This is a genomic window from Acinetobacter towneri (assembly GCF_017498585.1).
Taxonomy (GTDB): domain Bacteria; phylum Pseudomonadota; class Gammaproteobacteria; order Pseudomonadales; family Moraxellaceae; genus Acinetobacter; species Acinetobacter towneri.
The window spans coordinates 1,223,564-1,250,070 of sequence record NZ_CP071766.1 but is presented as its reverse complement, the minus strand read 5'-3'; the positions used below and the strand labels follow the sequence as shown (position 1 = coordinate 1,250,070).

18 protein-coding genes are annotated in these 26,507 nt (G+C 41.3%); 5 read left to right on the top strand and 13 right to left on the bottom strand.

Features of this window, described 5'->3' with window-relative positions; genetic code table 11:
• The first annotated feature begins 182 nt into the window (after positions 1-182).
• Together trpS and pgaB (J4G44_RS05955) are read left to right on the top strand one after the other, a co-directional pair.
• Positions 183-1,196, top strand: coding sequence for a tryptophan--tRNA ligase (trpS, locus tag J4G44_RS05960; RefSeq protein ID WP_180043623.1), 1,014 nt, complete (start codon positions 183-185; stop codon positions 1,194-1,196).
• A 416-nt stretch (positions 1,197-1,612) separates the two neighbouring features.
• Positions 1,613-2,869 carry a poly-beta-1,6-N-acetyl-D-glucosamine N-deacetylase PgaB gene (gene pgaB / locus J4G44_RS05955; protein ID WP_180043621.1) on the top strand — a complete coding sequence of 419 codons (1,257 nt, stop codon included), beginning with the start codon at positions 1,613-1,615 and terminating at the stop codon, positions 2,867-2,869.
• On the opposite strand, the gene pgaD is transcribed toward pgaB (J4G44_RS05955), so the two are convergent.
• The 13 genes from pgaD to sdhC all read right to left on the bottom strand — a co-directional run bounded on the left by pgaD (position 2,829) and on the right by sdhC (position 21,248).
• Complete coding sequence (gene pgaD, locus J4G44_RS05950; RefSeq protein WP_180043619.1) at positions 2,829-3,362, bottom strand: poly-beta-1,6-N-acetyl-D-glucosamine biosynthesis protein PgaD; 534 nt, start codon at positions 3,360-3,362, stop codon at positions 2,829-2,831. The two genes, pgaB (J4G44_RS05955) and pgaD, sit on opposite strands and share 41 nt — an antisense overlap.
• A complete protein-coding gene (pgaC, locus tag J4G44_RS05945; RefSeq protein ID WP_207973929.1) occupies positions 3,355-4,623 on the bottom strand; it encodes a poly-beta-1,6-N-acetyl-D-glucosamine synthase in 1,269 nt (422 codons plus the stop codon). Before pgaC ends, pgaD begins: the two co-directional genes overlap by 8 nt.
• A gap of 4 nt (positions 4,624-4,627) precedes the next feature.
• On the bottom strand, positions 4,628-6,490 hold the full coding sequence (gene pgaB, locus J4G44_RS05940; protein ID WP_180043615.1) for a poly-beta-1,6-N-acetyl-D-glucosamine N-deacetylase PgaB: 1,863 nt from the start codon (positions 6,488-6,490) through the stop codon (positions 4,628-4,630).
• The gene (gene pgaA / locus J4G44_RS05935) at positions 6,490-8,892 is read right to left on the bottom strand and encodes a poly-beta-1,6 N-acetyl-D-glucosamine export porin PgaA (RefSeq protein ID WP_180043608.1); all 2,403 of its coding nucleotides are present in this window, start codon (positions 8,890-8,892) and stop codon (positions 6,490-6,492) included. The genes pgaB (J4G44_RS05940) and pgaA overlap by 1 nt, the downstream gene beginning before the upstream one ends.
• A 279-nt stretch (positions 8,893-9,171) precedes the next feature.
• Positions 9,172-10,065: a succinate--CoA ligase subunit alpha gene (gene sucD / locus J4G44_RS05930; protein WP_180059957.1), complete on the bottom strand. Its 894-nt coding sequence runs from the start codon at positions 10,063-10,065 to the stop codon at positions 9,172-9,174.
• An 11-nt stretch (positions 10,066-10,076) separates the two neighbouring features.
• Positions 10,077-11,243, bottom strand: coding sequence for an ADP-forming succinate--CoA ligase subunit beta (gene sucC / locus J4G44_RS05925; RefSeq protein ID WP_070153939.1), 1,167 nt, complete (start codon positions 11,241-11,243; stop codon positions 10,077-10,079).
• A 174-nt stretch (positions 11,244-11,417) separates the two neighbouring features.
• Positions 11,418-12,851 carry a dihydrolipoyl dehydrogenase gene (gene lpdA, locus J4G44_RS05920; protein ID WP_004972188.1) on the bottom strand — a complete coding sequence of 478 codons (1,434 nt, stop codon included), beginning with the start codon at positions 12,849-12,851 and terminating at the stop codon, positions 11,418-11,420.
• Positions 12,852-12,911: 60 nt separating this feature from the next.
• Positions 12,912-14,126 carry a 2-oxoglutarate dehydrogenase complex dihydrolipoyllysine-residue succinyltransferase gene (gene odhB, locus J4G44_RS05915; protein WP_104853152.1) on the bottom strand — a complete coding sequence of 405 codons (1,215 nt, stop codon included), beginning with the start codon at positions 14,124-14,126 and terminating at the stop codon, positions 12,912-12,914.
• Positions 14,127-14,142: 16 nt separating this feature from the next.
• Positions 14,143-16,965, bottom strand: coding sequence for a 2-oxoglutarate dehydrogenase E1 component (locus J4G44_RS05910; RefSeq protein WP_178866163.1), 2,823 nt, complete (start codon positions 16,963-16,965; stop codon positions 14,143-14,145).
• An 883-nt stretch (positions 16,966-17,848) separates the two neighbouring features.
• On the bottom strand, positions 17,849-18,559 hold the full coding sequence (locus J4G44_RS05905) for a succinate dehydrogenase iron-sulfur subunit (protein ID WP_004972196.1): 711 nt from the start codon (positions 18,557-18,559) through the stop codon (positions 17,849-17,851).
• A 14-nt stretch (positions 18,560-18,573) separates the two neighbouring features.
• Positions 18,574-20,472 carry an FAD-binding protein gene (locus tag J4G44_RS05900; RefSeq protein WP_004972199.1) on the bottom strand — a complete coding sequence of 633 codons (1,899 nt, stop codon included), beginning with the start codon at positions 20,470-20,472 and terminating at the stop codon, positions 18,574-18,576.
• Between the two features lie 12 nt (positions 20,473-20,484).
• On the bottom strand, positions 20,485-20,850 hold the full coding sequence (sdhD, locus tag J4G44_RS05895; RefSeq protein ID WP_096901012.1) for a succinate dehydrogenase, hydrophobic membrane anchor protein: 366 nt from the start codon (positions 20,848-20,850) through the stop codon (positions 20,485-20,487).
• A complete protein-coding gene (sdhC, locus tag J4G44_RS05890) occupies positions 20,850-21,248 on the bottom strand; it encodes a succinate dehydrogenase, cytochrome b556 subunit (RefSeq protein ID WP_143228670.1) in 399 nt (132 codons plus the stop codon). The genes sdhD and sdhC overlap by 1 nt, the downstream gene beginning before the upstream one ends.
• A gap of 1,154 nt (positions 21,249-22,402) precedes the next feature.
• Between sdhC and gltA the strand changes: the two genes are divergently transcribed.
• From gltA to J4G44_RS05875, 3 genes are all read left to right on the top strand, one after another.
• Complete coding sequence (gene gltA / locus J4G44_RS05885; RefSeq protein ID WP_004972202.1) at positions 22,403-23,677, top strand: citrate synthase; 1,275 nt, start codon at positions 22,403-22,405, stop codon at positions 23,675-23,677.
• 196 nt (positions 23,678-23,873) lie between these two features.
• Complete coding sequence (locus J4G44_RS05880; protein ID WP_004972203.1) at positions 23,874-24,389, top strand: hypothetical protein; 516 nt, start codon at positions 23,874-23,876, stop codon at positions 24,387-24,389.
• Between the two features lie 355 nt (positions 24,390-24,744).
• Complete coding sequence (locus J4G44_RS05875) at positions 24,745-26,370, top strand: NAD+ synthase (protein ID WP_004972204.1); 1,626 nt, start codon at positions 24,745-24,747, stop codon at positions 26,368-26,370.
• Positions 26,371-26,507: the final 137 nt, after the last annotated feature.

The window sequence follows — 26,507 nt, the reverse complement described above, 5'->3', positions numbered from 1 at the left end:
TCAAGTTATTTTAAAACTGAATTTATATAGGGTCTGTATTTACTTCATTAATTTTTACAGCAAAATTTTTTACAACAAATTCTATTCAACTCACTTAAGGAAGTGACATTGAAAAATGTTATGCCTTACAATGTAGCAATTCATCGGTACATAGATGTCGTAGATACGACTTGGAATAAAAAATGAGTAATCAAGATAATCGTCCTGTGATTTTGACAGGCGATCGTCCAACTGGACAACTACATTTAGGTCACTTTGTGGGTTCTTTACGTTCACGTGTAGGTTTACAAGACTCACATCATCAACATCTGTTACTTGCCGATGCTCAAGCCTTAACTGACAATGCCGATAACTTTGAAAAAGTCCGTCGTAATATTATTGAGGTAGCAACCGATTATTTAGCGGTGGGGATTGATCCAACAAAAACCACCATTTGCGTGCAATCTTGCCTGCCTGCATTAAACGAACTCACCATGCTGTATTTAAACTTCGTGACTGTGGCACGTTTGGAGCGTAACCCAACCATTAAATCTGAAATTCAGATGCGTGATTTTGAGCGTGATATTCCTGCAGGTTTCCTGTGCTACCCTGTAGCTCAAGCAGCCGATATTACTGCATTTAAAGCAACGGTCGTTCCTGTAGGTGAAGACCAAATTCCAATGATTGAACAGACCAATGAAATTGTGCGTCGGGTGAATCGTCAAATTGGTCATGACTTGCTACCTGAATGTCAGGCATTGTTGTCAAATGTCGGACGTTTACCTGGTTTTGATGGTAAAGCGAAAATGTCAAAATCACTGGGCAATACCATTGTGTTAGATGCCACAGACAAAGACATTAAAAAAGCTGTCAATGCAATGTACACCGACCCAAATCACCTGCGTATCGAAGACCCAGGTCAGGTTGAAGGCAACGTAGTATTTACTTATTTAGATGCCTTCGATACCAACAAAGAAGAACTTGAAGAACTGAAAGCGCATTATCGTCGTGGTGGTTTGGGCGATGGTACGGTGAAAAAGCGTTTGGAAGGCATTCTAAAAGAATTGATTGGGCCGATCCGTGAACGTCGTATCGAACTTGCTAAAGATCCTGACTACATTATGGATATTTTGAAAACAGGCACCGACAAATGCCGTGATATTACCCAGCAAACTTTAGATGAAGTGAAAGCTGGCTTGGGTGTATTCCGCTTCTAAGCATTTTGTAGATACAAATATTTTAAAGTCTCTTATTCACATGAATAAGAGACTTTTTATTTGAGTGAAAAATCAACACAAGCTGACTCGACTCACAAAAAACACTTATTACTTACGTGATTTAACATCACGTAACCTGAATACTGCGGAATAGTATTCATTCTCAGTTTAGTATACTTACATGCTTTAGGAGCAATCCTAATTTCATAACATTTCTCCGTTATCGAAGCTGTGAAAGCAGATTCGTTTTTCATACGCAATGATCACCCCAATCATTGCGTATTTTTTTATTTGAATCAGCTGTTTATACAGCTTGTACAACAATAAAAATAATTTCCCGAGATGCAAAAAATTACTTGAACTATCCGCTATTGTGATTAGAGTAAATCTATTCTGTGCTGCTTGATGAAAGTCTTATGTCTGTATTTCCAAAAAAATTTAGCCAAGCCTTGAACCGAGTATGTCAAATTGGACTATTCAGCCTAACCCTGCCTATGGCGGTACATGCACAAAGCTTACCCGTGATTACTCAACATCCTATTGAAAATGTCCTAAAAAACTTGGAACAACCCGCTACACAACAGACTCAACAAAAAGCAAAACAGATTAAGCCTATTGCGCAAATGCGGATTATGCATATTGATTTAGATTATGTTTTCGATACAGACAAAGCCCAGCAACAACGTAATATTCAAGCCTTGATTCAACGCATTCAAAACATTCGACCAAATACGATTTTTTTACAGGCCTTTGCCGACCCAGATGCCAACGGCTCTGCAGATCAGGTGTATTTCGAAAACCGTTATGTGCCTGTGCGTGACAACTTATTTCCACAGCTACTGCAGCAAATTCGTCAAAACACACAAGTGCAGCACGTCTATGCATGGCTGCCTGTTTTGGCGTGGGAATTGCCGAAAAATCAGCAATTCAATTATGTACAACATCGTCAAGGCGGGCAAAAAGGTTATATTCGCCTCTCACCTTTTGAGCAGAAAAACCTAGAAATTATTGTGGATATTTACCGTGATTTCATTCAACACAATCCTGTCGATGGTGTGTTGTACCATGATGATGTGACCTTGTCAGATTATGAAGATTCTTCGGCTTTGGCACGTAAATATTATCAGCAATGGGGGTTTTCACATCGTATTTTTAAAGACCTCAGACATCCCAAACAGGCACGTTTAGCCAAATATAAAACCGCTTATTTAGATCAATTGGCAGCAGGTATTACTCAAGTACTCAAGCAATACCAACCCAATTTATTGGTAGCACGTAATATGTATGCACCTGTGGTCACGCAACCCCAAAGTGAACAATGGTTTGCACAGTCCATGCCAAGTACCTATCGTTATTATGACTACAATGCCATCATGGCCATGCCCTATATGGAGCAAGCCAAAAACCATAAAAAATTCTATTTGGATTTAATTCAGCATGCAAAAAAATACGACCCAAATTTGGATCGTACTATTTTTGAATTACAAACGGTCAATTGGCGCAACCAGCAGAAAATTTCAACTCAAGAATTGCAGCACAGCATCCAACTTTTAGAGCAGCATGGTGTGAAACATATTGGTTATTATCCTGATGACTTTGTTGCACAGCATCCACAAGTCAAACCCATGCAGCTTAGTTTTCAGCTTGAGGCTGAACCTGATTCAGCCCAGTAGCGACAGACGCTACTGGCAAAGTTTGGTTGATGGCGTACTGTTGCAAAACACCGTCTTCGTCATAATGCAAAGTCACATTTTTAGCCTGTTTTAAAGTTTCAATATCTGTAACTTGTAAAGCAAAACTTTTCGCCATGTGTTCCGCAGTCACAGGGATCGGTGCATGACGACGCTCTTTATTACGAAAGCGAATCCAGTTGTAACTTGCCCACACCAACAAGAACAGAATAAAAATGTCGATGGCTAAAGCAATATGCAACAAACTGATCGGGCCATCTGGGCCATTGCCAATAATTAAGTGGTGATAAACGGTATAACCTTCATACCACCACAACAGCAAGGTAATCAGCGGCAAGAACAGCCAAATCCAGACCAGCCATCCTAAAAAGAATAGACCATAGCCCGCACTTTTATTGCGCACATATTTTGGCTCATCAATATATTGAGGAATTTCGAGCTGAGATTCATCCTGAATCATTTCATATTTAGGCATGTTCATCTTCTCCTCTAAAACCACGGTCTGGGCTGACCCAACGCGCACGTTTATTCTTTTTCAGAATGGTTTTAGGCAATGCCACCACTGTCGTCAGCATCATTAAAATCCAGAAAAATAATGGATACCAAATGACCCAAAAGTAGGTTCTGAATGTACGGCTTTTATCGTATTGATGGTCAATACAGAGGCTGACAAAGAACTGAATCAAACAAGTCACACCCAAAACTACACCATACCACTGTGGAAAAATAGTCTGGATGTACCATTCTGTTGGTACAGGAAAAAATAAGCCATACAGATATAACAGGAATATCCCGAAAATTACGTATGCCCAAGTAATACTGATTATGGCTTCAATCGCAATCGGCCACATACGGCGCAAACGCCATTTAAACATCTTACGCACATAGGCAAACAGGACTTCTACCCCACCTTGCGACCAGCGCAGACGCTGCTTCCACAAACCTTTAAAGGTTTCGGGCATATAGATGTAGCACAAAGCTTTCGGCACGTATTGCAAATCCCAGTGGTCAAACTGCAAACGCCAAGATACATCAATATCTTCAGTGATCATGTCATCGCGCCAATAGCCAATGCGGTCTAAAGCGGTTTTACGAAAACCTGCGATCACGCCCGACACAGTAAAAATACGTCCATAGGTACGTTGAGCACGTTTAATTAGACCAATAATTGATGAAAACTCACCAACTTGTAACTTACCTAAAATACTAGAACGGTTAATAATACGTGGATTTCCTGTCACAGCCCCCACACGCGGATAACTGGTCAATTGGTGCATCATCCAGAATACTGCATGCGGATGCAGTAAGGCATCACCATCAATACACACCAAAAACTCATATTGGCTGACCATCGCTCCTGCCCGCAAGGCATAGGCTTTGCCCTGATTTTCAGCCAAATGGACTACACGAAGTTTTGGATATTGTGCTGCCAGTTCATCTAAAATTTCGGCTGTTCTATCGCTACTGCCATCATTGACTGCAATCACTTCAAATAGTGGATATTGCGTCTGCATGGCGTAACGAATAGTCGCACGGACTTGTTCTTCTTCATTAAAACAAGGAATAATGATACTACAGCCTTCCTGACTAGGTTCAGGCAAATCATTTTGACGATATTCGCGCTTAAAATAAAACCAGATTCCGCCTGCAATCCATAACCACGCCATAAACAGCGGATAGAAAAATGCAAAGCCAAAATATAAATCACTCAGATCAAATTGTGCAAAGTTCATCATAATATCAACGTCCTGTTCTGGTCTGGAATAGGTCGCGATATTCCAAAGGGCTTTCGTTTAAACTGAGCGGCGCATAAAGGTGTTGATGAACCTGCTCTCCCATATTCAAATGGTAATTTTCTACTCCTAATTTCTGTATAGACAACTGTCTGAGCGCAGCATAAGCATTTTGATAATGCTGCCATTGATGCGCAGTCGCTTGAGGATTCACTTCAAAAGTCACCATCAAATGCTGTCTTTCTTGTTCATTCAAATGCGCAATTGCATGTTTGAGGTCTGAAAAATGCGATGCAGCTTGAACAGGATCAATGCTGATATAGATAAAATCGGCATGATCTGGAATCAGCTGAACCACTTGTTTTAAGCCTTTAAATGAGGTTTGGTTACCATCTACTTTTAAAGCTGTTTGGTAGTTGTTACTGATATTGGTGTAATATTTAGCCGCTTTTTTAGTCTGGTTTTTAATGTCGATAATCTGCTGCACAGCGGCTTGGCATTCTGCTGTCCATTTCTCTTGCGCCAAAGCACAATTCAGACTAGAGCCTGTATCTAACATTAAACCTTCAATCGAGCTATTATTTTTCACCAAATCTGTAGTGAAGTCTGCCAAGCTATAGCCCTGTTGGGTTTGCAAACTGAGCGGTAACTCGGCATATACGCGATGCCCAACCCGTGTGCGTGCTTGCCACACGGTACGGTTGAGTAAATCCTGCTGCATTTTCAGTTGGCGGTTTGGAAAATACGCAACATCCACCTTGCCATCGGCATTGCTGTCTGCTACCACTTTTAATAACAAGGTATTGGTTTTAAGTGCATTGACCTGATTTAAAAGCTGCCCCAGTTTTTGATCGGCTTGGTCATAACTTACAGCAGCCATATCGGCCAAGTCATAGCGTAAAATACTTTTGCGTTGCTTATACGGCGCACGGGTATAAGTTAAAAATTCACGCATGCCTTCATGAATCACTTCTGGCGTTGGGTTATCCATAATCAAGGCGCGTTGATAGGTCTTTTCTGCATCAGCGAGGGTCAAAACACTCCCCAAACTGAATGACATTGGAAAACCAGCTTCTATTGCAATATCTTCGGTTTCTTTACTCGCTGCACCGTAAGGCCAGAAAATTGCTCGGCTTTCTACACCTAATTCTTTTTCCAGTACCTGTTTAGAGCGTTTTAAATCTGCCAGAATACGTTGCTTATATGCTGCGTCGCTTTCATAGCTTTGGGTTTTTTCATCATACAAACGCGCAATTGCCGCAGGCTGCTTATTTTGTTGCGGATTCGACAAAATACCATAGTGTAAGTTGTCACTGTGCGACACAAACTCGACCAAACCAGAGCGCTGAATTTCACGCATCTGATCCCAGTTCATTAAGTTGCCAGAACCATAAGCCTCATAGGCAGCTTGGGTATTACCATTAATCCAACTGGTTGGAATGGCAAAAACCGCAGGCACTTGGTACAGCTTGAGCAATGGGAAAATTTTGGTATAGCTGCTGAGCGCACCGTCATCTACCGTAATTAATACGGCTTTTTCAGGCAACGGTTTTTTAAACTGACGCGCTTGCCATACATCTTCTAAACGAATTGGCTGCCAGCCATTTTTCTTAATCCACGCTAAAAATTGGGCAAAATTTTTGGTGCTTACCGCATACACATCACGATCACCTCTTTTTTTGACATCATCACGGACATCGTGAAAAGTCAGGGTGACAAACGAATAAGCTTGTTGGTTGTCTATATTGGTTGCAGCTGCGTCAGTTGCATTGGGTTGAGGCTGTGTTGCACTATTAGCAAATGCCGAAGCTGCACCACCACTGAGCAATGCCAGACACATTGCACTTAAAATACTGATTTGTTTTTTCATTAGAAGCGTCCCTCAAAACCTAAAACTGCATAGGTTTTTTCTTCATCCTCACCATCGTAAGGATGTACTCCCCACCCCACTCCATAATTCAACTTCCAAGTTCTGGAAAGTTGCCATTCATGTCCATAAAAAAAGTTATAAATCGGATCATTTGAATAACCTTTTTGTTGATAGGTACCGACAGTCGCTTCAAAACGCTGATTCAAATGATGCTCATAATTACGCCACGTCATCCAATCGTGCGCTAAGCGCAATTCAAGACTGTGGCTTCGTTCAGGGTTAAAATAATTGGTCGCAATGTTATCGTTTTGACCGTAATAACCTGCAACAGTTGCTGTGGTTAAATGATGCGGAGCTGAATAAATTCGCTGGCTAAAAAATGCCGATGTTTCATGGCGTGTATTGCCATCATCAATATCCGTCAATTGGTATTGCCAGCCTGCTTTGCGTGATTCATTTTGTTGCCAGTTCAAACCAACCAAATACGACTCGCCCTCGTAACCATCCCGAATAGCTTGTAAGGGAATATTTGCCTGCGTATTAAAATTAAGACGATATTGCCAATGATCATTTAAGGCATGCGTCCAATCGAGTTCAACGCCAAAACGGCTATCGTCCACACTATCTGACAACAAAATGCTGGCTGCTTTACGTTGCTTGTTCCACTCTAAACCTAAACCAACTCGCTGATCATCTATTTTCCCTTCTTGGTATTTTGACCAGCGGTAAGCATGATCGGCAAACAGACGATAATGATCATTCATCCACGGACTATTAAGACGCGTCCAATGATTCTGTTCATTGCTGCCTTTAAGCTGATTTAAAAGTTGTTGTTGATCAGACTTACTTTCCGACCAAGTACTTGAATGCTGAATCGAAAAATGTTCCCGATCATTCAACTCTTTGCGGCTACGTTGCACCGCAGTATCATCAGGTACGGTTTGGTATAAATATTGATTAATGGCACGCCAACGCTCAATTTCACCCAACATCTGTGCATTTTGCATCTGATTGATTTGCGTGGTTTGGCTAATTGGCGTCATGCCGTTCCATTGAGAAACCGTGTGTTCGGCATCTAAAGGTTTTTCACGCCAACGCTGAATGAGTGCCAAATTATTTTGGAAAGCGACATTGCTAGGTGCATGTTCAACCAAATCTTGAAAATACTGCTCAGCTTTGGCATGTTGATTTCGATAGGCATAATTCAAACCTTTCAAACTCAAATATTCCAAACGATCTGAATGTGTGGTTCGCTCTACACCTTTGGCATCACTATAACTAAAGGTCGGCAGCGTTTTATCCATCTCTTGAATCAGCTGATTGGCCTGTTTAAATTTTTCCTGCTCGATATAGGCATAATACAAACCTGCGTATACCGAATAATCGACATAATTCTTTTCTTTAAACAAACTCAAATACAGCGGTTCAGCCTTAGCAGGTTGTTGCAGTTTCAAATATGCATCGGCAATGGCATGACGTACATAAGCTGGCATCTCTTGCGGATTCATGTTGAGCTGTTGAACTGCAAGCAACACTTCTTTAGAGCGATTACGCTGATTTAGCGCATAGATATATTCATAATAAAAGCGGCGTTGTAAATCTGCTTGTTCTGGCAGTTCCGCAGATAAGGCTTTCATTTCTGCCAATACAGCATCTAAAGGATAAAAGGCTTTTTCGCCCTCATTCCGATAACTGGCAGATTTATAGAACTGCACTGCATTTAAAATTTTCTGTGAAAGTTCTTGTAATTTTGCAGTAAATACTAAATTACTTTGATTCAGTTGATGTTCTTGCATATAAGCTTCAGCACGTGGGGAGTCCCCATTCAGCATAAGTGCTAAAACATATTGTTCTTGCGCGTTGCTGGTCACCTGTTTCGCCAAAGATGCCTCAGCTGCTTGCAAGGCTTCGACTGGCATTTCTAAAAGTCTGTAAACATAAGACAATTGTGCTAGATAATCTGCACTTAGCGTAGCTAGATGGATACTTTTCACGTCTTGACGGGCTTGTTCAATTTGACTAGATTCTGCATGTAATACTGCACGCCAAACTTGCCAAGACTCAGCAGGTTTCAACTGTTGAAATTGTTGCACCAATGCCAAAGCAGCAGGATATTGTTTTAAATCACGCAAAGTTTTAATCGCACTGACTTGCCCATATTCAGGAAATTGCGCTGCCTGAATAGCGTTCAAGTATGGCAACTGATGCAAACCAATTTTATTGTGACTATACGCAGTCACAATATAATCTGCTAAAAGCTTTTGATTTTGTGGATATTGCTGCAGCAAGGACTCAAGCTGCTGAAAGCCAGCATCAACTTGCCCTGAACGTATCGCAACAATGCTTTGTTCACGCAGTTGATCCACACTCTCTTGCGCATAAACCGTTGGAAACAGTGACATGCAAGATAATGCAGACACATAATAGATTGAAAATTTCTTTCTTCTTGTTAACACGCGCTACTCCGCACACAAAATGTAATTAATGTGAAATATTTCGCAATATTATGCCCATCTTTGATAGCAACACTTTTGGCAAAATGTTACCTGCTCACACAATTTATACCAAATCAACTCATAACAAATACTTTATCTTTTAAGTATGGCTAATTTTTCAGCATAAAAAAATCCCCAATATTGGGGATTGAGTGCTAAATAAAATCAAGCTCTTCAAAATTTGACTTATTTAAGCATACCTTGATCTTTTAATACTTGCCACATGGTAGAACCCAGTTCTGCAGGGCTACGCGTATAAGCAATTCCAGCACGCTCAAAGGCTGCAAATTTTTCTTCCGCAGTGCCTTTACCGCCTGAAATAATTGCACCCGCATGTCCCATACGCTTACCTTTAGGTGCCGTCACTCCTGCAATATAACCCACCACAGGTTTGCTGACATTCGACTGGATATATTCCGCAGCCTCTTCTTCTGCTGTACCACCAATTTCACCAATCATAATAATCGCATCGGTATCTGGGTCGTCTTGGAACAGTTTTAAAGCATCAATTTGGTTCATACCTGGAATCGGGTCACCACCAATCCCGATACAGGTCGATTGCCCTAAGCCTAATTTGGTGGTTTGTGCCACAGCTTCATAGGTCAAAGTACCTGAACGTGAAATAATGCCAATTCGTCCTGGTTGATGAATATGCCCTGGCATGATGCCAATTTTACATTCACCTGGTGTAATCACACCTGGGCAGTTTGGTCCCACCAAACGTGTACCATTGCCATTGGTTTCTAAATAACGCTTGGCTTTGAGCATGTCGATGGTTGGCACACCTTCCGTAATCACCACAATCAAACCTACTCCAGAATCGACTGCTTCTACAATCGAATCTAAAACAAACGGTGCAGGCACATAAATCACCGATGCATCTGCACCTGTTTCACGTACAGCTTCTTTCATGGTGTTAAATACAGGTAATTCCAAATGGGTTTGACCACCTTTTCCTGGCGTTACCCCACCCACCACTTTAGTTCCATAATCAAGTGCTTGTGCTGAGTGAAAAGTACCATTTTTACCAGTGAAACCTTGTACCAATACTTTGGTGTCTTTATTAATTAATACGCTCATCCTGATTCTCCTTAAGCTTTCACTGCAGCAACAATTTTTTCTGCGGCATCAGACAAGCCGTTTGCAGAAATAAGTTTTAATCCTGATTCATCCAGTAATTTTGCACCAAGTTCCGAGTTGTTCCCTTCTAGGCGAACCACTACAGGTACCGTCACATTTACTTCCTGAACCGCTGCAATAATTGCTTCCGCAATCATGTCACAACGTACAATTCCACCAAAAATATTAATCAGTACGCCTTTAACCGAGTGATCTGCCAAAATAATTTTAAAGGCTTCAATTACGCGTTCTTTGGTTGCACCACCACCTACATCCAAGAAGTTCGCAGGCTGACCACCATAGAGTTTAATAATATCCATAGTCGCCATCGCTAAACCTGCACCATTCACCATACAACCGATATTACCTTCTAAAGCAACATAGTTCAGGTCAAATTCTGATGCACGCAATTCACGTTCATTTTCTTGTGTTTTATCGCGCAGTGCCAAGACTTCAGGCAAACGATACAGCGCATTGGAATCAATACCGACTTTGGCATCGACACATAAAATGTCGCCATTTTCACGTACAGACAATGGGTTAATTTCAAATAAGGCAAAATCATTGTCGATAAATGCCTGATAAGCCGCTGTCATAATCTTCACAAATTGCGTGATTTGACTGTCTTTGAGTTTTAATGCAAAGGCCACTTCACGTGCTTGAAATGGCAATAATCCCACCAAAGGATCAACTTCTACTTTAATAATTTTTTCTGGGGTTTCTTCTGCCACTTTCTCAATTTCAACACCACCTTCGGTAGAGGCCATAAAAGTGACGCGACGGCTAGAACGATCTACCACTGCACCCAAGTACAGTTCACGCTCTACAGGATAAACATCTTCAGCCACTAAAATACTGTTTACAGGCTGACCATAGGCATCGGTTTGATAGGTGACCAAACGTGTTCCTAGAATTTGGTTGGCATAGTCTGCTGCTTCTTGTGCAGATTTTACGACCTTCACGCCGCCCGCTTTACCGCGACCACCTGCATGCACCTGAGCTTTCATCACCGCAAATTTACCGCCCAGTTGCTCGAAAGCTTGCACGGCTTCTACGGCTGTAGTTGCCAAAATGCCTTCTTGTACTGGCATACCATATTTTTTTAATAGCGCTTTTGCTTGATACTCATGTAGATTCATTGACTAACCTTTTACTACTTCTTTTATTCAGTTATCACCACCAATATCAAACCTGCGTTTTAATATTGCTTTCCTTGTGTGGTGTTTTTCCTATGCTCTTTACTTTTAGATGATTATTCCCATAAATACAACCATCAAATGCAAAAAGAGCGGCCTAAGCCGCTCTTTTTAGTGTTATTTGCGTTTACGCTGAATCGCGTGAATCGCACGCCCATCTACAGCTAAAGCGGCTTCATGCACCACTTCAGAGAAGGTTGGGTGACCAAATGTCATTAATTGTAAATCTTCAACTGAAGATACAAACTCAAGTGCAATCATACCTTGGTGAACGATGTCAGACGCAGCAGGTCCAATCACGTGCATACCCAATAAACGATCTGTTTTTGCATCTGCAACAAACTTCACGAAACCAGCACCTTCGCCTGCAGCTAAAGCACGACCATTTACCGCGAAACCGAATTGACCAGTTTTCACTTCGTGGCCTTTTTCTTTCGCTTGCTCTTCAGTTAAACCAACCCACGCCGCTTCAGGGTGTGTGTAGATTACTGAAATGATTGTGTCGTAGTTAACTTGTGCAGCATGACCGTGAATACGCTCAACTGCCATTACGCCTTCTTCCATTGCTTTGTGTGCAAGCATTGGACCACGTACTAAGTCACCAATTGCATATACACCTTCAACAGAAGTTGCACACCAATCGTTTACTTCAACCAAACCACGTTCAGTCAGTTTAATACCGCAGTCATCTGCCAATAAACCTTCAGCATAAGCACGACGACCTACACAAACGATCAATTTATCGAAAGTTTGTTCTTTGTCTTCGCCGCCTTGGGTATATTTAACAGTCACTTCACGACCATTAACTTCAGTACCTGAAACTTTCGCACCGATACGGATATCCATACCTTGCTTGGTCAATAATTTTTGGTAGTCTTTTGCCAAAGCTTTGTCAGCCATTGGTAAGAATGCATCCATTGCTTCAAATACAACAACTTCTGCACCTAGACGACGCCATACTGAACCAAGTTCAAGACCAATTACGCCTGCACCAATCACACCTAAACGCTTAGGCACTTCTGGGAATTCTAATGCACCAGTAGAATCAACAATAATGTCTTGATCTACAGGAGCAACAGGAATATTTACAGGAACTGAACCAGTCGCAAGAATCACATACTTAGGCTCTAAAACTTGAGTTTCGCCTTCATGAGAAACGAACTCAACTTTTTTACCTGCAAGCAATTTACCCGTACCTTTTAACCACTCAACACCGTTACCTTTTAATAACTGATCAATACCGCCAGTTAATTGGTCAACGATTTTGTCTTTACGTGCTAATAGCTTCGCAAGGTCAAACTGTACTTCACCTGTAGTGATACCATGATCAGCCAAGTGATGAACCGTATCTTCATAACGATGTGAAGAATCGAGTAATGCTTTAGATGGGATACAACCCACGTTTAAGCATGTACCACCCAAAGATGGTTTACCTTTGTGAATACGTTTTTCGATACACGCAACTTTAAAGCCAAGTTGAGCCGCACGAATTGCCGCTTCATAACCACCTGGGCCACCGCCAATAACAACAAGATCAAATTGTTGAGACATTTTTATCTCCAAAAATGGGCTTAGAGGATCGCTCCAAGCCCACTGATTTATTCTTTAGAATTAAAGGTCAAGGATGAGTTTAGCTGGCTCTTCTAACAATTCTTTGATTGTTACAAGGAAACCTACAGCTTCTTTACCATCAATTAAACGGTGGTCATAAGAAAGCGCTAAGTACATCATTGGCAAGATTTCAACTTGACCATTTACCGCCATAGGACGCTCTTGGATTTTGTGCATGCCCAAAATTGCAGTTTGTGGCGTGTTTAGAATTGGTGTAGATAACAATGAACCGAAAGTACCACCGTTAGTAATGGTGAATGTACCGCCAGTCATATCTTCAATACCTAGCTTACCGTCACGTGCTTTATAAGCATAGTCACGAATACCGTTTTCTACTTCAGCGTAGTTCATGCGGTCTGTATCACGTAATACAGGAACCACTAAACCACGGTCAGAAGAAACCGCAACACCGATGTCGTAGTAACCGTGATATACGATGTCTTCGCCATCAATAGAAGCGTTTACTGCTGGGTAACGTTTCAATGCTTCAGTTGCAGCTTTCACGAAGAAAGACATAAAGCCTAAACGTGCACCATGACGTTTTTCAAATGCGTCTTTGTATTGTGCACGCATTTCCATGATTGGCTTCATGTTCACTTCGTTGAATGTTGTCAACATTGCAGTTTCTTGAGTCGCTGCAAGTAAACGCTCTGCAACACGCTTACGTAAACGTGTCATAGGAACACGTTTCTCGATACGCTCACCTACCGCAACGCTTAATGGCGCAGCTGCAGCAGCAGGTTTAGCTTGATGATTTGCAACATCTTCTTTAGTGATACGACCACCACGACCTGTACCTGACACGTCTGCAGCATTGATACCTGTTTCAGTCAACGCTTTACGTACTGCCGGTGCTTGGTCAGCAACAGGTTGTGCACGCTCAACAACTGGCGCAGCGCCCGCTTCAGTTTTCGCTGCAGCTTGCTCTACTTGACCTTCAGACTGAACAGCTTGAGTTTGAGCAGCGCCAGAAACAGCACCCGCTTCAAATTGAGCAATTACTTCGTCAGAAAGAACAGTATCGCCTTCGTTTTTGATGATTGCAGAGATTGTGCCATCAGCAGGAGCGACTACTTCCAAAACAACTTTATCGGTTTCAATATCACAGATCACTTCATCACGTGAAACTGCTTCACCTGGTTGTTTGTGCCAAGTTGCAATCGTACCGTCTGCAACTGACTCTGGAAATACCGGTGCTTTAATTTCGGTTGCCATTACTTCGAATCTCCTGTTATTCAGCTACGATCGCAAGCGCGTCATTGATGAGCTGAGCTTGTTGTTTTGCATGCAAATATGGTGAACCACACGCTGGTGCTGCAGATGCTTCACGACCCGCATAACTAATGCGAATCTGTTTACCAGTTTTCATTACGTCATCATATAAACGTGGCGCGATGAATAACCAAGCACCTTGGTTCTTCGGCTCTTCTTGAGTCCAAACTAATTCTTTTACGTTTGGATAAGAAGCAAGAACTTCAGCAAGACGTTGTTCTGGATATGGGTACAACTGTTCAATACGAACAATTGCAGTATTGTTCAATTCTAATTCACGACGCTTTTCAAGCAAGTCGTAATACACTTTACCACCACACAATACCAAACGCGTCACGTCTGATTTGTTGATGTTGTCAATTTCATCAATCACAGTCTGGAATGTACCAGTTGCAAGCTCATCAAGGTTAGACACTGCTAACTTGTGACGAAGTAAAGACTTCGGCGACATGATGATCATTGGCTTACGGATTGGACGAATCGCCTGACGACGTAAAGCGTGGAAAATCTGTGCAGGTGTTGTTGGTGTCATCACTTGCATGTTTTCTTCCGCACAAAGCTGTAAGAAACGCTCTAAACGTGCAGATGAGTGCTCAGGACCTTGACCTTCAAAACCGTGTGGAAGAAGCATCGTTAAACCACATACACGCTCCCATTTGGTTTCGCCAGATGAGATGAACTGGTCAATCACCACTTGAGCACAGTTTGCGAAGTCACCAAATTGTGCTTCCCAAATGATCAAGCTCTTTGGAAGTGTCGTTGCATAACCATATTCGAATGCCAATACTGCCATTTCAGACAATAAAGAGTCGTAGATTGCAACACGTGGTTGGTTCTCTTTGATATGGCATAACGGAATATAAGTTTTACCATCGACTTGGTTGTGCAATTTCGCATGACGGTGTGAGAAAGTACCACGACCTACGTCTTCACCAGTCAAACGAACTAAATAGCCTTCATCCAACAAAGTTGCATAAGCTAAAGTTTCAGCTGCACCCCAGTTCAGTGGCATTTCACCTGTTTGCATTTTCAAGCGATCGTCAATCACTTTGGCAACTTGGCGCTGCATCACGAAACCTTCTGGAAGTTTACGCATGGTTTGACCAAGTTCTTTCAAACGCTCAACAGGGAAAGTCGTATCCCAAACGTCTGTATAATCGTGACCTAAGTACGGAGACCAATCTACAAACATTTTGGTATTTGGCTCAAGTACCAACGCATTCGCAACGTGATTACCCGCTTCTAAATCAGAACGGTAGTCTTCAACCATTTGATCTGCCGCAGCACGATCCAACACACCTTCTTGCACCAATTGGTCAGCATATAAAGTACGTGTTGTAGTCTTTTTGTTGATCACTTGATACATCATTGGCTGAGTTGCTGCTGGCTCGTCAGCTTCGTTGTGACCACGACGACGGTAGCAGAACAAATCAATCACAACGTCTTTACGGAATGTATGACGGAAATCGTGTGCCAATTGAGATACAAAAATCACCGCTTCAGGATCATCGCCATTCACGTGGAAAATTGGCGCCTGAATCATTTTTGCAATGTCAGTACAGTATTCAGTAGAACGTGCGTCACGTGGGTCAGATGTTGTGAAACCAACTTGGTTGTTAATCACAATGTGAACTGTACCACCTACGGTATAACCGCGAGTTTGTGACATTTGGAAGGTTTCTTGGTTAACACCTTGACCTGCAAATGCGGCATCACCGTGAACGATTAATGGCAATACATCATCACCACCAATGTCTTTACGACGTACTTGGCGCGCACGTACAGAACCTTCAACCACAGGTCCAACAATTTCTAAGTGCGATGGGTTAAACGCAAGTGCCAAGTGCACTTCACCACCCGGAGTCATCACGTTAGATGAGAAACCTTGGTGATATTTTACGTCGCCAGAACCTTTTTTATGCAAGCTCTTACCTTCAAACTCACCAAATAGGTCTGCTGGGTTTTTACCCATGATATTCACAAGCAGGTTCAAACGACCACGGTGTGGCATGCCAATCACGACTTCTTTACAGCCAACAGCACCCGCACGTTGAATGATTTCATTCACCATAGGGATAAATGATTCACCGCCTTCTACACCAAAGCGTTTCGCACCAACGTATTTATTACCTAGATATTTTTCTAGACCCTCAGCTGCTGTTAAGCGTTCAAGAACGTGTTTCTTTTGATCTGCAGTAAATGTGAACTTACCACGTGCGCTTTCTAAGCGTTGTTGAATCCAGCGTCTTTCTTTGGTATCAACAATGTGCATGTATTCTGCACCAATTGAACCGCAGTAGATCGCCTGCATGGCATCAACCATTTCGCCTAGTGTTGCTTCAGACTTACCAATTTCCAAATTACCTGTATGGAAAACAGTATCTAAATCAGACTTGGTTAAACCATGTGCAGCAAGATCAAGATCTGGCACGTCTTCACGTTTTGCCAAACCTAGTGGATCTAATTTTGCTTTTTGGTGACCACGGTTACGGTAAGCAGCAATCAGTTGCAACACGCCAATTTGACGTTGTTCATGTTCAGAACTCACTGAACCTTGAACAATGGCTTGAACGCGATTTGAATTACGACCTAATAAAAGGAATTGCTCACGTACATTACTGTGTGGTTGATCACCCTTCGGGAATTTATCGAAATATTCGCGCCAATCAGCACCGACTGATTCCGGTGACGTCAAATAATGCTCGTAAAGTTCTTCAATATACGCTGCACTATCAGCGGAAAGTTCAGTGTCAAGACGCAGTGCGTCAGCAACTTCTTGCATTTGTGGACCCATTTCCTATTGCAAAAACATTTTCCAGGATGCTTTTTAAGCAAAACCCATGATTGATAATGTCAAATTGGTAACATGACATTAGTCCCCAGTTGACATATGTCATGAGGCGTTATCACTACATTAGGAAAACCCAATGTCATTTATGAATCATAACGCCCTCATTGGCATCATCACTCATTTATATACTCGACCCAAGCCGAGCAATTTTTTGCAAAATCGTTTTAGAAAAAATAAGTGCTCACTCTTAGCTTTTCTAATACGACTTTTCTGCAATAGTCCTGATTTAATAACACATCATTTGCACTTAAAATGTTGATAAAATGTACAAAAATTCAACATTTTTCAGATATAGTCATTTGTTAATCGTAACATGATCTCAGAAATGCAATTGATTTTTTTGACACATACCTCCTATAAATTGGCGAAATACACTGATTCTATTTTCATCTAATATATGGTGCTTTATTTAAAAAACAGATGCAATTTAGACCAAAGTCCAACACCGCTATTTCAGATAAAATAAAAGAGAGCACATCTCTCAATCTGCCCTCTCACTTACACGTTACATGATAACATCTAAAAATAAATATTGCAGCTAAACTTGGCATTTGCCCATGCTTTACAACAAAATAGCAGCACTGGATTACAATTGTGTGCAACTTTAGTCGGCTAAATGCTGTTTTTGTCTATTTATCCAACAGTTATACCTAAAAAATATCAAATACTCACTTTTTAATCACTTCTTTGCATGCAACATTTTTCATTTATGTACTCATCAAAAACAAGCAACTTATCACACGACTTTTATCGTAATTTTGGCACAAAAAAAAGCACACCTAGGTGTGCTTTTCTCAACTGATCACGCAGTCTATTAGCCAGCCATATCTAAAAGCATGTTACGGATGTGACCGATTGCTTTAGTTGGGTTCAAGCCTTTAGGACATACAGATACACAGTTCATAATACCTTTACAACGGAACAAAGAGAATGGGTCGTCAAGACGAGCCAAACGCTCTTGAGTTGCTGTATCACGCGAATCAATAATGAAACGGTATGCATTCAACAACGCTGAAGGACCCAAGAACTTGTCTGGGTTCCACCAGAATGATGGGCATGAAGTTGAACAACATGCACAAAGAATACATTCATACAAACCATCAAGATGTTCACGCTCTTCTTGAGATTGTAAACGCTCTTTTGGTGGCGCAGGTTGGTTGTTGATCAAGAACGGATGAATCTTGTTATACTGATCGTAGAACTGATTCATGTCTACAACCAAGTCTTTAATTACAGGAAGACCCGGAAGTGGACGAATTGTGATCACTTCTGGTAAATCGTTTAGGTTCCAAAGACACGCTAAACCGTTTTTACCATTGATGTTTACACCATCAGAACCACAAATACCTTCACGACATGAACGACGGAATGTCAAAGATTCGTCTTGTACTTTCAATTCAAGAAGTGCATCAAGCAACATACGGTGCTTATCAGTCAATTCAAGCTTAAAAGTTTGCATGTACGGTGCTTTATCCTTATCAGGATCGTAGCGGTAGATATTAAATGTACGAGTACCTCTACTCATCTTACTTCTCCCAATTAGAATGTACGTGGTTTAGGTGGAATAGCAGCTACAGTAAGCGGCTTGTAACGTACTGGTTTGTACTCAAGACGGTTATCTGTAGAGAACCATAAAGTATGCTTCATCCACTCATCATCACGACGACCATAAGAATAAGTTGGGTGATCTGGTGGTAACTCAAAGTCTACAACCGTATGCGCACCACGACATTCTTTACGTGCAGCAGCTGAGATTAGTGTCGCTTTAGCAACTTCATACAAGTTTTCAACTTCTAATGCTTCTACACGTGCAGTGTTGAATACTTTAGATTTGTCTTTCAAATGAATGTTGCGAACACGTGGCTCAAGCGCAAGAATTTGTTTCACACCTTCATCAAGCAATGCTGAAGTACGGAATACACCTGCGTGGTCTTGAACGATGTTACGAATTGCATCAGCAACTTCTTGAGCGTTTTCACCTGAAGTCGATTCGTCAAGTTTACGAATACGGTTCACAGTATTTTCAAGTACAGTTGTTGGAAGTGGTTCGTACTCACCATCATGTTGCTTAGTCACATACTCAATGATGTGTTGACCAGCAGCCTTACCAAATACAACCAAGTCAAGCAATGAGTTTGTACCTAAACGGTTTGCACCGTGTACAGATACACATGAACACTCACCAATTGCATAGAAACCTTTTACTGGTTTAGCAAAGTCACGGTCACCCGCGTTGGTTGTATATGTATCAGTTTCTGCGTTGTAGTTCGCAACCAACTCTTGAGTTTCACGGCTTTCTGGAACAACCACTTGACCATGAATATTGGTTGGAATACCACCCATTTGGTAATGGATTGTAGGCACAACAGGAATTGGCTCTTTAGTACAGTCAACGTTCGCGAATTTCTTACCAATCTCAAATACAGATGGAAGACGCTTCATGATTGTGTCTGCACCTAAGTGCGTCATATCAAGCAAGATGTAGTCTTTGTTTGGACCACAACCACGACCTTCTTTAATTTCTTGGTCCATAGAACGTGATACGAAGTCACGTGGCGCCAAGTCTTTCAAAGTTGGTGCATAACGCTCCATGAACGGTTCGCCTGAATCGTTACGAAGGATACCACCCTCACCACGACAGCCTTCCGTTAACAATACGCCCGCGCCCGCAACACCTGTTGGGTGGAACTGCCAGAATTCCATATCTTGTAATGGAATACCTGCACGCGCAGCCATACCAAGACCGTCACCAGTATTGATATATGCGTTTGTAGATGCACGGTACACACGACCTGCACCACCTGTAGCAAACAATGTCGCTTTCGCTTGGAATACTGCGATTTTACCTGTTTCTTGGTCAATTGCAGTCACACCTAGTACATCGCCAGCTTCGTTACGGATCAAATCAAGAGCAATCCATTCTACGAAGAATTGAGTACCCATTTTCACGTTGCTTTGATAAAGCGTGTGAAGAAGTGCGTGACCTGTACGGTCAGCTGCAGCACATGCACGTGGAACTGCTTTTTCACCGTAGTTTGCAGAGTGACCACCGAATGGACGTTGGTAAATTGTACCGTCTGCGTTACGGTCAAATGGCATACCCAAGTGTTCTAATTCATAAACCACTTGTGGCGCTTCACGCGTCATGAACTCGATCGCGTCTTGGTCGCCTAACCAGTCAGAACCTTTTACTGTGTCATAAAAGTGGTAGTGCCAGTTATCTTCTTGCATGTTACCAAGAGATGCACCAATACCACCTTGCGCCGCAACAGTGTGCGAACGTGTTGGGAATACTTTGGTCAGTACCGCAACTTTCAAACCCGCTTGAGCAAGCTGGTAAGATGCACGCATACCTGAACCACCACCACCAACGATGACTGCGTCAAAAAATTGGTGTGGAATATTTGTATAATCTTCTTTAGGGTTAATCGCGCCCATGATATTTTCCTATCAATTCGCCCAGAAAATCTGGATAGCCCAGATTGCGTATGCAAAAACAGCAATAATCACTGCTGAAGTCAGCACTAGGCGTAAACCTGAAGCTGAAGGACCCATTTGACGAGTAGTCACATAGTCAGTGAATACTTGCCACATGCCAATCCAAGCGTGTGCAACAAGAGATAAGACTGCCAATAAAGACATAATCTTCATTGGTAATGTCATCATAAAGCCGTACCACTGTTCAAAGTTGAATCCACCGTTAAGAAGAATCCAACCAAATACCACAACGGTATAAACAGCAAGAACTACAGCACTAACACGTTGGATATACCAATCGCGAGAACCTGAACCCGTTAAACCTGTAGCACTTTTCATTAGATTACAATCCATACAAATGCTGCAACGATACCAATTGCAGACAAGATCAATGAAATAGTAGCTGCAATGCGACCGCTTTGCAGTTCTTCTGCAAAACCAAGGTCAGCAAGTAAGTGCTTAATACCAGCAATGAAGTGATAAATTAAGCCGGCTACAAATACCCATACGATAAAGCGTACAAAGAAACCGTTAAAAATTTCTTGAACTTGAGCAAAACCTTCAGGTGAAGACAATGACTTGTCTAACAACCATAAAAGTACCGGTACGAGTAAAAATACGATGACACCAGAAAGACGGTGTAGAATTGATGCAATAGCCACGGGCGATTTTAAGTTTACTTCTAAAACTTGACCCATGGACAAATTGACAGGTCTGTTGCTTTTCACAGCGGGCATCCTGTAAGTAAAAACTCCATCCGGAGTTTGTTGGAATAAATTCGAAGGAAAGCTGGCATTGTTAGGCAAATTCATGCCTAACCTTAAAACGACACTGAATTATAAAACGTCAACTGTTAAAATACAAACAACTCTACTCGGCTTTTTGGCTAAAAAACCCTTAAATAAGAATCATTAACAAGTATAAAGACAAACCAATTACCATCCACAACCACACAATCAAACATAAATCTATGTTTTTAAATAAATTATTAAAGTGAAAACTCTTGATGACACAATCAGTGGCTTTAGAATATTTAGACTAAAGATAAATTTGTACTTTGTTTTTCAGATGTTCTTCGGGTTTTCACATACTTATATATAAGTAGCAGCACTATATATGTGTGTACTCCACTGTTTGCAGCAATTTACAACCACAACACAAGACTCTTAGATCCAGACAGCCCATCACTTTGCTTTGGTCAAGGTACACCTGATCATGGATTAAACTTTAATGTCGGCACATACCTCAATCTATTTATACAACTTATATTTACTTTAAACACCACACCTAAATAAATATTAAAAATGATAATCATCATGCGAATGAATGACTTATCCAGTATTTTTTGTATCTGTATGGATAAATAACCGCGCTTTATTCACAAAGATTTCATCATTTCCCACTCAAAATATGATGGATCATGGCTATTTTCAGGAGTTTAATCAGTCATTTTTTGATCAATCAATATCGAATTTAAATACCAGACTTACTGCCTATTACAAACAATCTGACCACCCTACCGTGTATGTAAAAACGTGTAAGTTATGAGAATTAGATAAATTTAAGTATTGGACTGAATCCTGCTAAAGAAATAGCACATCAAAACTAGTATTTAAAATTGCTTACAATTAATCCGTATTGATGATTTTTTTCTGCACATCCGACAAATTTTGACTTATGATACGGCGGCTGTGCTGTGATTTTATTGATTTTTTTACTGGAATTTTTTCGGCTTTTTCTATAAACAGTCGTCTGCTTAATCCATAAGTATAATTGACAAAATTTCAGTACTCTCTAATCTTAGAGCTAATTTTTAATCCGTCTGACTTGCGCATTAAAAGATTGATACTTCGAGTCAGATCAACATTCACCAGGACAGGAGATCTATTGAATGTCTGAAGCAACTGGCAAAAAAGCCGTATTACAGCTTGATGGAAAAGAAATTGAATTACCAATTTACAGCGGCACATTAGGCCCAGATGTAATTGACGTTAAGGATGTGTTGGCGGCAGGTCACTTTACTTTTGATCCTGGTTTTATGGCAACAGCGTCTTGCGAGTCTAAAATTACGTTCATTGATGGTAACAAAGGTATTCTTTTACACCGTGGTTACCCAATTGACCAATTAGCGACTAAAGCTGACTACTTAGAAACTTGCTACTTATTATTAAATGGCGAGCTTCCAACTGCAGAACAAAAAGCTGATTTTGACGCTAAAGTTCGTAACCACACTATGGTTCACGACCAAGTAAAACGTTTCTATAACGGTTTCCGTCGTGACGCTCACCCTATGGCAATCATGGTAGGTGTTGTTGGTGCGTTATCTGCGTTCTATCACAACAACTTAGACATCGAAGATGTTAACCACCGTGAAATCACAGCGATTCGTTTAATCGCGAAGATTCCTACTTTAGCGGCTTGGAGCTACAAGTACACTGTTGGTCAACCATTTGTTTACCCACGTAACGACTTAAGCTACGCAGAAAACTTCTTGTACATGATGTTTGCTACACCAGCAGACCGTGATTACAAAGTAAACCCTGTTCACGCTCGCGCAATGGATCGTATTTTCACGCTTCACGCTGACCACGAACAAAACGCGTCTACTTCAACTGTACGTTTAGCTGGTTCTACTGGCGCTAACCCATACGCATGTATCTCTGCAGGTATTTCTGCACTTTGGGGTCCTGCTCACGGTGGTGCGAACGAAGCTGTTCTTAAGATGCTTGATGAAATCGGCTCTGTAGAACACGTTGCTGAGTTCATGGAAAAAGTGAAGACTAAAGAAGTTAAACTTATGGGCTTTGGTCACCGCGTTTATAAAAACCATGACCCACGTGCAACTGTAATGAAGCAAACTTGTGACGAAGTACTTAACGACTTAGGTATCAACGATCCACAACTCGCTCTTGCAATGGAACTTGAGCGTATTGCGTTATCTGATGAATACTTCATCAAGCGTAACTTATACCCTAACGTAGACTTCTACTCAGGTATCATCCTTAAAGCGATTGGTATCCCAACAGAAATGTTTACTGTAATTTTCGCACTTGCACGTACAGTTGGTTGGATCAGCCACTGGTTAGAAATGCACAGCGGTCCTTACAAAATCGGTCGTCCTCGTCAGCTTTACACTGGCCACACTCAACGCGACATCAACCGTTAATTCGGTCTGCGTTGTAGCGTGTAAAACGACACGACAAAAAAACCACCTTCGGGTGGTTTTTTTATTGCTTTTATTTAGCTCACCAAACTCATTTCTGTTTGGTTTGTCCTAAACCACAACCAAAACGTAAAATAAAATTTAGATCATTGCGGATTTAGGCTATATTTTTGATGTCTGCCACTTACGACTCATTTCCATGCTACAACTGCATTTATTCATTCTCAGCTTATTGATGCGACTGCTCAAACTAGATCAGTTTAGATGTCGAAGCCTAACTGCAATGGAAATACAGTTGTGCCAATCTGTGTTTGGCAATCTGATTGACTACAGCCAAGTCAAAGTCATGAACCATCCTTATTTGCCTTGGCAGCCACAGCACATTTTTATGGCCCCCTGTGGCTATATTCATGTGCGTAATCGGCATTATCTAGCCGACTACAGCCAAGCACACCGTGGCTATCAAGCGATCTTTATTCATGAGATGGCGCACATTTTACAGCATCAACATCACATCAATGTCTTACTGCGTGGTGCGGTATTGCAAACCGCGTATTTTTTGAGTTTTAAGCGTTACAATCCATATCATTATCGCTTAATTGAAGCGAAACCTTTTTTTGCTTACAACATTGAGCAACAAGGTGAAATTGCCAAAGATATTTTTCTTAAAAAAATAGACAATATTATTTTAAACAGCCCGCACCGCTCGACTTAGCTCACTCATCTTGGTACATGCTTATTTCACGAAAAACACATGCATCATACAACCTAAAAATATAATGCTTTTCAAATAAATAGCATAAAAATTCTGTCACATTTCAATGATATTCTTGCAGACAAGACAATAAAGTGTATTCGATGCTAGCATCTATTCTAAATTAAGATAAAATAGCAAAAGTCTCCATTTTTGCACTGCAAAATAAGATCTTTATCTGTTAGATAATAAATGGTTTTTATTTGTGCCTTTCGGCAGTCGTTTAATCCACAATACACTACGCTGAAATTTTTATAACAATAATCATCAGCCACTTACGTGTATTCTACACCTATAGGAATAGGACTTAATTTAAATGAAATCTTTTAAAATTGCCCTTGCACAGTTCTCTCCACACATTGGCAATCTCGAAGCAAACGCGCAAAAAATGCTTGAACAAGCAAATGAAGCGAAAAAACAACATGCAGATTTGATTATTTTTCCTGAACTTTCAATTTTGGGCTACCCTGCAGAAGATTTATTACTGCGCCCAAGCTTGAATCAACGCACACAACAAGCATTTGAACAATTACGTGAAATTAAAGATATTGTTTTAGTTTTCGGCTTTGTCAATGAAACTGAAGATGGTCAGCGCTTTAACTCGGCTGCCGTCATGAAAGATGGCAACATCTTAGGTATTTACAACAAGCAAAATTTACCAAATTATGCTGTATTTGATGAAAAACGCTATTTTGATGAAGGTCATCAACACTTAGTTTTTGAATACCTTGGTCATAAATTTGGCGTTTTGATTTGCGAAGATTTATGGTCTTTGCCAACCGTGCAGCAATTGGCACAGTTGAATGTAGAAACTGCATTGGTCTTGAACGCATCGCCTTATGAAGTGGGTAAACCGCAGCATCGTGTACAGACCATGACCGAACTGGCAAAACAATTACATCTCAATGTGGTGTATGTAAACCAAGTTGGCGGTCAAGATGATTTAATCTTCGATGGTACGAGCTTTGTGATTAACCAAGCAGGCAATGTTGCATTACAAGCCCCAACCTACCAAGAAGGTTTATTCTACGCAGAATATGACGCTGCACAGAAGCACTTTAAAACTGCCGAAATTAGCCCAGCTTTAGACACCCTTGCAGAAATCTATCAAGGTTTAGTGCTCGCAACCCGTGACTACGTGCAACGCTCTGGCTTCCCTGGTGTAATTCTTGGCTTGTCGGGCGGAATTGATTCAGCGCTCACTCTTGCTATTGCGGTTGATGCAATTGGTGCAGATAAGGTACAAGCGGTAATGATGCCGTACACTTATACCGCGCAAATTAGTGTGGAAGATGCTGCAGAGCAAGCCAAAACTTTAGGCGTGACTTTTGGTATTGCCGAAATTCACCCGATCGTAAATAGCTTTATGCAAACGCTGTATCCTTTCTTTGGTAACAGCCCTAGCGATACCACAGAAGAAAATCTACAAGCCCGTGCCCGCGGCACAATCTTAATGGGTCTGTCGAATAAGTTTGGTAACCTCGTGCTTTCTACAGGTAACAAATCTGAGTTAGCAGTTGGCTATTGCACGCTTTATGGCGATATGGTCGGTGGTTATGCGGTACTCAAAGATGTGTACAAAACCATTGTGTTTGAACTGGCTAAATACCGTAACAGTATTGCCGATACTCCTGTGATTCCTGAGCGTGTGATCACGCGCCCACCTTCAGCAGAATTACGTCCTGACCAAAAAGACCAAGATTCTTTACCACCATACGAAGTGCTCGATGCGATTTTGTATGCGTATATTGAAGAAGATCAGAGCCAAGAAGACATCATTAGCAAAGGCTTTGAACGCGCGATGGTCGAGAAAGTCATTCAATTGGTTGATCGCAACGAGTACAAGCGTCGCCAAGGTGCATTAGGACCACGTATTAGTTCACGCGCTTTTGGTCGTGAACGTCGCTATCCGCTCGTCAATGGTTGGAAAGCAGGGATTTAACGCTAAAGCATTGCTTAAACAAAGATATAAAAAACCAAGCTACGGCTTGGTTTTTTTGTACCTGCCATTAAACCAATGCTGCAAAAAGTAGCCTAAAATTTTGACATAAAAAAAGACCAAGCTGAGAGCTTAGTCTA

Bases quoted from the DNA above. Each gene is read 5' to 3' on its own strand.
- trpS (WP_180043623.1), top strand. From the start codon at position 183: ATGAGTAATCAAGATAATCGTCCTGTGATTTTGACAGGCGATCGTCCA.
- pgaB (WP_180043621.1), top strand. From the start codon at position 1,613: ATGTCTGTATTTCCAAAAAAATTTAGCCAAGCCTTGAACCGAGTATGT.
- pgaD (WP_180043619.1), bottom strand. From the start codon at position 3,362: ATGCCTAAATATGAAATGATTCAGGATGAATCTCAGCTCGAAATTCCT.
- pgaC (WP_207973929.1), bottom strand. From the start codon at position 4,623: ATGATGAACTTTGCACAATTTGATCTGAGTGATTTATATTTTGGCTTT.
- pgaB (WP_180043615.1), bottom strand. From the start codon at position 6,490: ATGAAAAAACAAATCAGTATTTTAAGTGCAATGTGTCTGGCATTGCTC.
- pgaA (WP_180043608.1), bottom strand. From the start codon at position 8,892: ATGTCACTGTTTCCAACGGTTTATGCGCAAGAGAGTGTGGATCAACTG.
- sucD (WP_180059957.1), bottom strand. From the start codon at position 10,065: ATGAGCGTATTAATTAATAAAGACACCAAAGTATTGGTACAAGGTTTC.
- sucC (WP_070153939.1), bottom strand. From the start codon at position 11,243: ATGAATCTACATGAGTATCAAGCAAAAGCGCTATTAAAAAAATATGGT.
- lpdA (WP_004972188.1), bottom strand. From the start codon at position 12,851: ATGTCTCAACAATTTGATCTTGTTGTTATTGGCGGTGGCCCAGGTGGT.
- odhB (WP_104853152.1), bottom strand. From the start codon at position 14,126: ATGGCAACCGAAATTAAAGCACCGGTATTTCCAGAGTCAGTTGCAGAC.
- J4G44_RS05910 (WP_178866163.1), bottom strand. From the start codon at position 16,965: ATGCAAGAAGTTGCTGACGCACTGCGTCTTGACACTGAACTTTCCGCT.
- J4G44_RS05905 (WP_004972196.1), bottom strand. From the start codon at position 18,559: ATGAGTAGAGGTACTCGTACATTTAATATCTACCGCTACGATCCTGAT.
- J4G44_RS05900 (WP_004972199.1), bottom strand. From the start codon at position 20,472: ATGGGCGCGATTAACCCTAAAGAAGATTATACAAATATTCCACACCAA.
- sdhD (WP_096901012.1), bottom strand. From the start codon at position 20,850: ATGAAAAGTGCTACAGGTTTAACGGGTTCAGGTTCTCGCGATTGGTAT.
- sdhC (WP_143228670.1), bottom strand. From the start codon at position 21,248: ATGCCCGCTGTGAAAAGCAACAGACCTGTCAATTTGTCCATGGGTCAA.
- gltA (WP_004972202.1), top strand. From the start codon at position 22,403: ATGTCTGAAGCAACTGGCAAAAAAGCCGTATTACAGCTTGATGGAAAA.
- J4G44_RS05880 (WP_004972203.1), top strand. From the start codon at position 23,874: ATGCTACAACTGCATTTATTCATTCTCAGCTTATTGATGCGACTGCTC.
- J4G44_RS05875 (WP_004972204.1), top strand. From the start codon at position 24,745: ATGAAATCTTTTAAAATTGCCCTTGCACAGTTCTCTCCACACATTGGC.